This window comes from Streptomyces lycii, assembly GCF_009735685.1.
GTDB classification, from domain to species: domain Bacteria; phylum Actinomycetota; class Actinomycetes; order Streptomycetales; family Streptomycetaceae; genus Streptomyces; species Streptomyces lycii.
Genome location: NZ_WHPN01000183.1, coordinates 1 through 6,701 on the forward strand (window position 1 = coordinate 1; position 6,701 = coordinate 6,701).

Consider the following 6,701-nt stretch of genomic DNA (forward strand, 5'->3'; position numbering starts at 1 on the left):
CGGAGCCGGCCGGCGGATCACCGCGGGCCGTGCCGCGACCGGCTGCGCCGCGCTGCTGCTGATGGCCCTCCCCTTCTATCTGGAGGCGTCCTGGCTGCAGATCGGGCTGTTCGCCATGGCCGCCGCGATCGGCGCCATCGGCCTCGGCCTGCTCACCGGCACCACCGGCCAGCTCTCCCTCGGCCACGCCTTCTTCCTCGCCGTCGGCGCGTACGGCTACGCCTGGTTCGCGGGCGATCCCGGGCTCGGGCTGCCGCCGCCGCTCGCACTCCTCCTCGCCGTCGGGCTCACGGGCGCGGCGGGCGGCCTGTTCAGTCCCATCTCGGGGCGGCTGCGCGGGATGTACCTCGGCGTGGCCACGCTCGCCCTCGTCTTCCTCGGCCATCACGTCATGCTGAACGCCGAGCCGGTCACCGGCGGCTTCAACGGCCGCCCGGTGCCGCCGATGGAGGTCCTCGGCTTCAGCTTCACCGGCGCCGACCCCTATCTGGCCGTGCTCGGCGTGCCCTTCGGCGCGACCGAACGCCTGTGGTACCTCGGCCTGTTCCTGCTCGCCGCCGCCTGGTGGACCGCGCGGAACCTGCTGCGCGGCCGCCCCGGACGGGCGCTGGCCGCCGTACGCGACAGCGAGGTCGCCGCCGCCGTCCTCGGTGTCCCCGTGGCCCGCTACCGCTCCGCCGCGTTCGTCGTCTCCTCGATGTACGCGGGCCTCGCCGGGGCGCTGATCGCGCTGGTCTCCCAGACCGTGGTTCCCGACTACTTCGGCCTGGCGCTGTCCATCGACTACCTCGCGATGATCGTCATCGGCGGGCTCGGCTCGGTCGGCGGCGCGGCGGCCGGGGCCGTCTTCGTGAGCGCCCTGCCGCTGGTGATCGCCCGCTACGCGGACCAGCTGCCGCTGATCGAGGAGGCGGGCGCGGGCGGCAACGCCGTCGGCCCCGCCGAGGCCGCCCGCTACCTCTACGGGGCGGCCATCATTCTCATCCTCCTCCGCGCCCCCGGCGGCCTCAGCGGTCTGCTGCGCGCCGGCCGCGCCGCGCGGGCCCGCCCGAAGCCCCCCGGAACCCCCCAGCCCAGTCCCCGCAAGCCCGACGAACCCCAGGAGCGGACCTCATGAAGCGTAAGCAGCGCACCGGAAGAGCGAGCCGGGCGGTGGCCGCCGCGGCCGTCGCCGCGGCACTGGCCCTGACCGGGGCCGGGTGCAGCACCAAGGCCGAGGACGCCGGCGGGGGCGGCAAGGCGGGAGCCGACGGGGTGAAGACCGGCCCCGGCGTCACCGGGAAGACGGTGAAGCTGGCCGCGCTGACCGACCTCAGCGGACCGTACGCGACCCTCGGCAAGAGCATCGTGCAGGCCCAGCAGCTGTGGGCGGACGAGTTCAACGAGGCCGGCGGGGTGTGCGGACGCAAGGTCGAGATCGTCGTCAAGGATCACGGCTACGACGTGCAGAAGGCCCAGGCCGCGTACACCGAGGTGTCGCCGGACGTCATCGCGATGCCGCAGGTCATCGGCTCGCCGGTGGTCGCCTCGCTGCAGGACGCCGTCGAGCGCGACAAGATCCTCACCTTCCCGCAGGCGTGGGCCGCTTCGCTGCTCGGCAGGGAGGCCGTGCAGATCGTCGGCACCACGTACGACATCGACATGATCAGTGCCGTCGACTTCCTCACCCGTGAGCAGGGGCTGAAGAAGGGCGACAAGATCGGCCATGTGTTCTTCGAGGGCGACTACGGCGAGAACGCCCTGGAGGGCTCCCGGTACGCGGCGAAGGGTGCCGGGCTCACCGTCGTCGACCAGAAGATCAAGGCCTCGGACACCGATCTGTCGGCGCAGGTCACGGCGTTGCGCTCGGCCGGGGTGAAGGCCGTGCTGATCAGCGCGGGGCCGACCCAGACGGCCTCCCTCGTCGGGGTGTCGGCCGCCAAGGGCTTCACCGTTCCGGTCGTGACCAGCGCACCGGGCTTCGCCCCGCAGCTGCTGGCCACCCAGGCCGGGCCGGCGCTGGAGAAGATGCTGCACATCGTCTCCGCGGCCCCGCCGGTCAGCTCGGACCTGCCGGAGGTGAAGAAGATGGTCGCCGCCTACGAGAAGGAGCACCCGAAGGAGCTGGTCGACTCCGGCGTCCTCTCCGGCTACAACTCGGCCGTGCTGCTGGGGGAGGACCTCAAGGCGGCGTGCGAGGCCAAGGACCTCACCCGGGAGGGGCTGATCAAGGCCCATCGCGCGCAGCAGAGGCACGAGGGGCTCGGCATGACGCAGGACTTCAGCGACCCGTCGGTCCCGGCCACCTTCTCCTCGTACATCACCAAGCCGGACAAGAAGGCGCTCGGCGGCACGGTGCTGGTGGAGGACGCCCATGAGCTGCCTCAGGCGCGGGAGTACTTCGAGAACCGGTCCTGAGCGGCAGGCCGGCGGCGGAGCGCTGCTCACGGCTCCGCCGCCCGGGGCCGGTGCTCGGGAGGGGACCGGCCCCGGGCCCGGCGCGGCGCTCCGGCCGCCGTGGTGGATCAGTGCTCCGGCAGCCGCTGGAGCAGACCCCAGGTGAACTCCGCGATCACCCGGCGGGGTTCCGCGGCCGGCCCCGCCCCGCCGTCCGGGGCGGTGAAGGCGAGCCGCCAGCGGGTCGGGGCGGAACCCTCCAGCGGGGTGGCCGGGGCGAAGGCCCGGGCCACCTCGTCGACGACCGCGGACCAGGGCAGCAGATCGGCGGTGGTGCGCAGCTCGGGCGCGGGGGAGCCCGGGGCGCGCACCAGCCACTCGTTCCACACCTGGCCTCCCGGGCCCGCCAGCACCTCGAAACGCAGATCCGGCCAGAGCGGCACCGGCCACAGCAGTGCTTCGCAGTCCAGATCGCCGATCCGCCGCGCCGTGCGGGACTCCGGCGGGCCGAGGACGGAGCGGTAGCGGCTGAGCGCCCCGCGCGCCCGGGGCGAACGGACCATGGCCTGCCAGCGGCGGTTGGCCTCGCGCATCACGGCGCGGCCGGTGTCCAGCTCGCGCAGCGCGTCCTCGACCAGCCCGGGCTGGTGGTCGGCCATCCTGCGGAGCAGCACCAGCTGGAACATCAGCGGGCCGGGCACGGGGAAGCTGGACGGGGCGGTGGCGGGCATGGCTCTATGGTGGCGCAGAACCACCACCGGCGGTGCCCGGCCCGTGTGTGCACCTCCATTGCCCGGTGAACGGGACGATCGGTACGCTGTGTTCGTCATTCCGGTCAACGGCCGTTATTTCGAACGCACTCGTCCTGTCGAACGCGACGGGCGGGGGCGCAGGTCCGGCCGGGCAGCACAGCCGAAAGAAGGTGGGCGAGCGGCCATGGGACGCCTGGTACCAGCCGTGACGAGGGCTCTGGACATACTCGAGCTGTTCCTCGACGGAGACGGCACGCTCTCCGCCCCGGAGATCACCCGCAAACTCCAGCTGCCGCGCACCACCGTGCACGAGCTGGTCACCACCCTCGCCGCCCGGAACTACCTGGTGCCCGTCCCGGAGCAGCCCGGCCGCTACCGGCTCGGCGTCCGCCCGTACCAGCTCGGCAGCCGCTACGCCGAGCAGCTGGACCTCGCCGCCGAGGGGCGGCAGGTGGCCCGCGCCGTCGCCGAGACCTGTGACGAGACGGTGCACGTCGCGCTGCTGGAGGGCGCCGACGTCATCTACATCGCCAAGGTCGACAGCACCCACGCCGTGCGCATGGTCTCCGCCGCGGGCCGCCGGCTCCCGGCGCACTGCACCTCGGTCGGCAAGATGCTGCTCGCCTCCCTCTCCGAGGACGCTCTCGACGCGCGGCTGCCGGAGAACCGGCCGCTGGCCGCGATGACGGACAACAGCATCACCTCCCCGCAGGAGCTGCGCCGCGAGCTGGCGGAGATCCGCCGGCGGGGCGTCGCGGTCGAACAGCGGGAGTCCAACCCGGACGTCAGCTGTGTCGCCGCTCCGGTCCGGGACTCCGCGGGCACGGTCGTCGCCGCGCTCAGCATCTCGGTGCCGATGATCCGCTGGAGCGACGAGCGCCGGGCCGAGCTGGAGAAGCTGGCCGTGAAGGGCGCGGAGGACCTGTCGGGCCGGCTGGGCCACCGGAGGCGGGCATGAGCGTCCGGGCGCCGCAGGTCGCGGTGCGGGCGACGGCCGAGCTGGGCGAGGGGCCGACCTGGGACCCGGTGACGGAGCGGCTGACCTGGGTGGACATCCTCTCCTCCCGGGTGCACGGCTACGACCCGTCGGGCGGCCGCCGCACCGTTCTGGCGACCGAGCAGCACGTGAGCGCCGCGAAACCCCGCGAGGGCGGCGGGCTGGTGCTGAACCTGCGGGACGGCATCGGTCTGCTCTCCGCCTCGGGCGGCTTCTCCTGGCTGCTCCGGGAACCGGTCCCGGGCCGCCGCGGGAACGAGGCCGCCGTGGCCCCGGACGGCGCGCTCTGGGCCGGCACCATGGCGTACGACGAGCGGCCGGGCGGCGGCAACCTGCGCCGGATCACCGGGGACGGCACGGCGGTCGAGGTGCTGCCGGACGTCAGCATCAGCAACGGCACGGGCTGGAGCCCGGACGGGCGGCTGATGTACTACGTGGACACCCCGACGCGCCGGATCGACGTCTTCGACGTCGTCGGCACGGACGTGCGCGGCCGCCGTCCGCTCGCCGAGGTCGAGGAGGGCGCGGGCTTCCCGGACGGTCTGTGCGTGGACGCCGACGGCTGTGTCTGGGTGGCCCTGTGGGACGGTGCCGCGGTGCGCCGGTACACCCCCGACGGCCGGCTGGACCGCACGGTCGGGCTGCCCGTGCGCCGCCCCACGGCCTGCGCCTTCGGCGGCGCCGGGCTCACCGACCTCTACATCACGACGGCCCGCGTGGGCCACCGCCCGCATCCGCTCGCGGGCTCCCTGCTGGTCCTGGAGGACGCGGGGCGCGGGCTGCCGCAGCCGGCCTTCGCGGGCTGAGCGGTCCGCGCGCCGGTGCGGGTGCCGGTGTGCGCGCCTGTGCGGGTGTGCGCGCCTGCCCGGGTGCCGGTGCGCGCGCCGCTCAGGGGGTTTCCTCGCCCAGCATCCGGCGCAGCAGGTCGCGCAGCAGGGCGCGCTCGGCCACCGTCAGGCCGGCGAGCGGCTCGCGGGCGAAGTCGAGCGAATCGCGCAGCAGGCGCGCGGTGTCCTTCCCCCGGTCGGTGACGGCCGCCAGCTTGACCCGGCGGTCGGAGGGGTCGGGACGGCGCTCGACGAGGCCGCGCGCCTCCAGCCGGTCGACTATCCCCGTGACGTTCGACGGCTCGCACTTGAGCCGGCGGGCGATCCGCCGCATGGGCATCGGCTCCAGGGACAGCAGTCCGAGCACACGGGCCTGGGCGCCGGTGAGGGAGTGCCGGGAGGCCGCCTCGTCGTACTCCTCGTGATACCGCGCCACGACGTCGCCGATCAGCTCGACGACCTCGAGGGCCACCGGATCGATCGGCTCGGCGCTGCGTGTGCTCATGCCCTCCAGGCTACCTGGTTACTTGACAACATGAAACATCCAGCCCCATGATTGTTTCAGAACCTGAAACATTGCCGCGGTGAAGCTGTGGGCCGACCGGAGACGGACTCCGGGACCGCTGCGGGCCACAGCGATCTCAGCCGTGACAGGAGGAGGCGCACCCCCATGCCGGAAACGGATCTCACCAACCCCGAACTCCCGAAGACCAGCCGCGAATGGCATCTCGTGGCCCGGCCGCACGGCGTTCCCCGGCCGGAGGACTTCGCGCTGCGCGAGGCCGCCGTCGAGGAGCCCGGCCCGGGCCGGATCCTCGTCCGCAACCTCCACATGTCCGTGGACCCGTACATGCGCGGCCGGATGAACGACGTCAAGTCCTACGTCCCGCCGTTCCGGCTGGACGCCCCCATGGACGGTGGCGCGGTGGGCCGGGTCGTCGCCTCGTCGGCCGACGGCTTCGCGGTCGGTGACCACGTCCTGCACCAGCTCGGCTGGCGGGAGTACGCCACGCTCGACGCCCGGCACGCCGTCAAGGTCGACCCGGACGCCGCCCCGCTCCCCGCCTATCTCGGCGTGCTCGGCATGCCGGGCCTCACCGCCTACGCGGGGCTGCTGGAGGTGGCCTCCTTCAAGGAGGGCGACGCCGTCTTCGTCTCCGGTGCCGCGGGAGCCGTCGGCAGCCAGGTGGGCCAGATCGCGAAGCTCAAGGGCGCCTCGCGGGTCGTCGGCAGCGCCGGCTCGGACGAGAAGGTGCGGGTGCTGACCGAGGAGTACGGCTTCGACGCCGCGTTCAACTACAAGGACGGCCCGGTCGGCGAGCAGCTGAAGAAGGCCGCGCCCGACGGGATCGACGTCTACTTCGACAATGTCGGCGGCGAGCATCTGGAAGCCGCGATCAGCTCGCTCAACGTGCACGGCAGGATCGCCGTCTGCGGCATGATCTCGCAGTACAACGCGACCGAGCCGACCCCCGCGCCGCGCAATCTCGCGCTGGTCATCGGCAAGCGGCTGCGGATCCAGGGCATGCTCGTCTCGGACCACCAGGCGCTGCAGCCGCGGTTCGTGGAAGAGGTCGGCGGCTGGATCCGCTCCGGCGAGCTGAAGTACCGGGAGACGACCGCCGAGGGTATCGAAGCCGCCGTGGACGCGTTCCTCGGCATGCTGCGCGGCGAGAACACCGGAAAGATGATCGTGAACCTGGGCGCCTGACCGCAGCACTCCCGCCGTCCGGCCGCGGCGCGCCCCGC

The 6,701-nt window shown here is 73.3% G+C and carries 7 protein-coding genes; 5 read left to right on the top strand and 2 right to left on the bottom strand.

The features are described 5' to 3' along the window. Positions 1-61 precede the first annotated feature (61 nt). Together GCU69_RS07520 and GCU69_RS07525 are read left to right on the top strand one after the other, a co-directional pair. A complete protein-coding gene (locus tag GCU69_RS07520; RefSeq protein WP_235978300.1) occupies positions 62-1,117 on the top strand; it encodes a branched-chain amino acid ABC transporter permease in 1,056 nt (351 codons plus the stop codon). Next, complete coding sequence (locus GCU69_RS07525) at positions 1,114-2,397, top strand: ABC transporter substrate-binding protein (protein ID WP_098751774.1); 1,284 nt, start codon at positions 1,114-1,116, stop codon at positions 2,395-2,397. Before GCU69_RS07520 ends, GCU69_RS07525 begins: the two co-directional genes overlap by 4 nt. Positions 2,398-2,504: 107 nt before the next feature. On the opposite strand, the gene GCU69_RS07530 is transcribed toward GCU69_RS07525, so the two are convergent. Continuing rightward, complete coding sequence (locus GCU69_RS07530) at positions 2,505-3,107, bottom strand: hypothetical protein (protein ID WP_098751773.1); 603 nt, start codon at positions 3,105-3,107, stop codon at positions 2,505-2,507. A 205-nt stretch (positions 3,108-3,312) separates the two neighbouring features. Here GCU69_RS07530 and GCU69_RS07535 point away from each other — a divergent pair, with 205 nt between their 5' ends. Then, the gene (locus GCU69_RS07535; RefSeq protein WP_098751772.1) at positions 3,313-4,086 is read left to right on the top strand and encodes an IclR family transcriptional regulator; all 774 of its coding nucleotides are present in this window, start codon (positions 3,313-3,315) and stop codon (positions 4,084-4,086) included. Beyond that, positions 4,083-4,931, top strand: coding sequence for an SMP-30/gluconolactonase/LRE family protein (locus GCU69_RS07540; RefSeq protein ID WP_156205470.1), 849 nt, complete (start codon positions 4,083-4,085; stop codon positions 4,929-4,931). The genes GCU69_RS07535 and GCU69_RS07540 overlap by 4 nt, the downstream gene beginning before the upstream one ends. An 82-nt stretch (positions 4,932-5,013) precedes the next feature. Here GCU69_RS07540 and GCU69_RS07545 read toward each other — a convergent pair whose 3' ends face one another. Continuing rightward, positions 5,014-5,457 (bottom strand): MarR family winged helix-turn-helix transcriptional regulator, encoded by a 444-nt coding sequence (locus GCU69_RS07545; protein WP_098751770.1) that lies wholly within the window; start codon positions 5,455-5,457, stop codon positions 5,014-5,016. A 165-nt stretch (positions 5,458-5,622) separates the two neighbouring features. Here GCU69_RS07545 and GCU69_RS07550 point away from each other — a divergent pair, with 165 nt between their 5' ends. After that, the gene (locus GCU69_RS07550; protein WP_156205471.1) at positions 5,623-6,663 is read left to right on the top strand and encodes an NADP-dependent oxidoreductase; all 1,041 of its coding nucleotides are present in this window, start codon (positions 5,623-5,625) and stop codon (positions 6,661-6,663) included. Positions 6,664-6,701 lie beyond the last annotated feature (38 nt).

What these genes read in the sequence shown, in the direction of transcription:
- GCU69_RS07540 (WP_156205470.1), top strand. Translation starts at nt 4,083, where the DNA reads ATGAGCGTCCGGGCGCCGCAGGTCGCGGTGCGGGCGACGGCCGAGCTG.
- GCU69_RS07550 (WP_156205471.1), top strand. Translation starts at nt 5,623, where the DNA reads ATGCCGGAAACGGATCTCACCAACCCCGAACTCCCGAAGACCAGCCGC.
- GCU69_RS07530 (WP_098751773.1), bottom strand. Translation starts at nt 3,107, where the DNA reads ATGCCCGCCACCGCCCCGTCCAGCTTCCCCGTGCCCGGCCCGCTGATG.
- GCU69_RS07525 (WP_098751774.1), top strand. Translation starts at nt 1,114, where the DNA reads ATGAAGCGTAAGCAGCGCACCGGAAGAGCGAGCCGGGCGGTGGCCGCC.
- GCU69_RS07535 (WP_098751772.1), top strand. Translation starts at nt 3,313, where the DNA reads ATGGGACGCCTGGTACCAGCCGTGACGAGGGCTCTGGACATACTCGAG.
- GCU69_RS07545 (WP_098751770.1), bottom strand. Translation starts at nt 5,457, where the DNA reads ATGAGCACACGCAGCGCCGAGCCGATCGATCCGGTGGCCCTCGAGGTC.
- GCU69_RS07520 (WP_235978300.1), top strand. Translation starts at nt 62, where the DNA reads ATGGCCCTCCCCTTCTATCTGGAGGCGTCCTGGCTGCAGATCGGGCTG.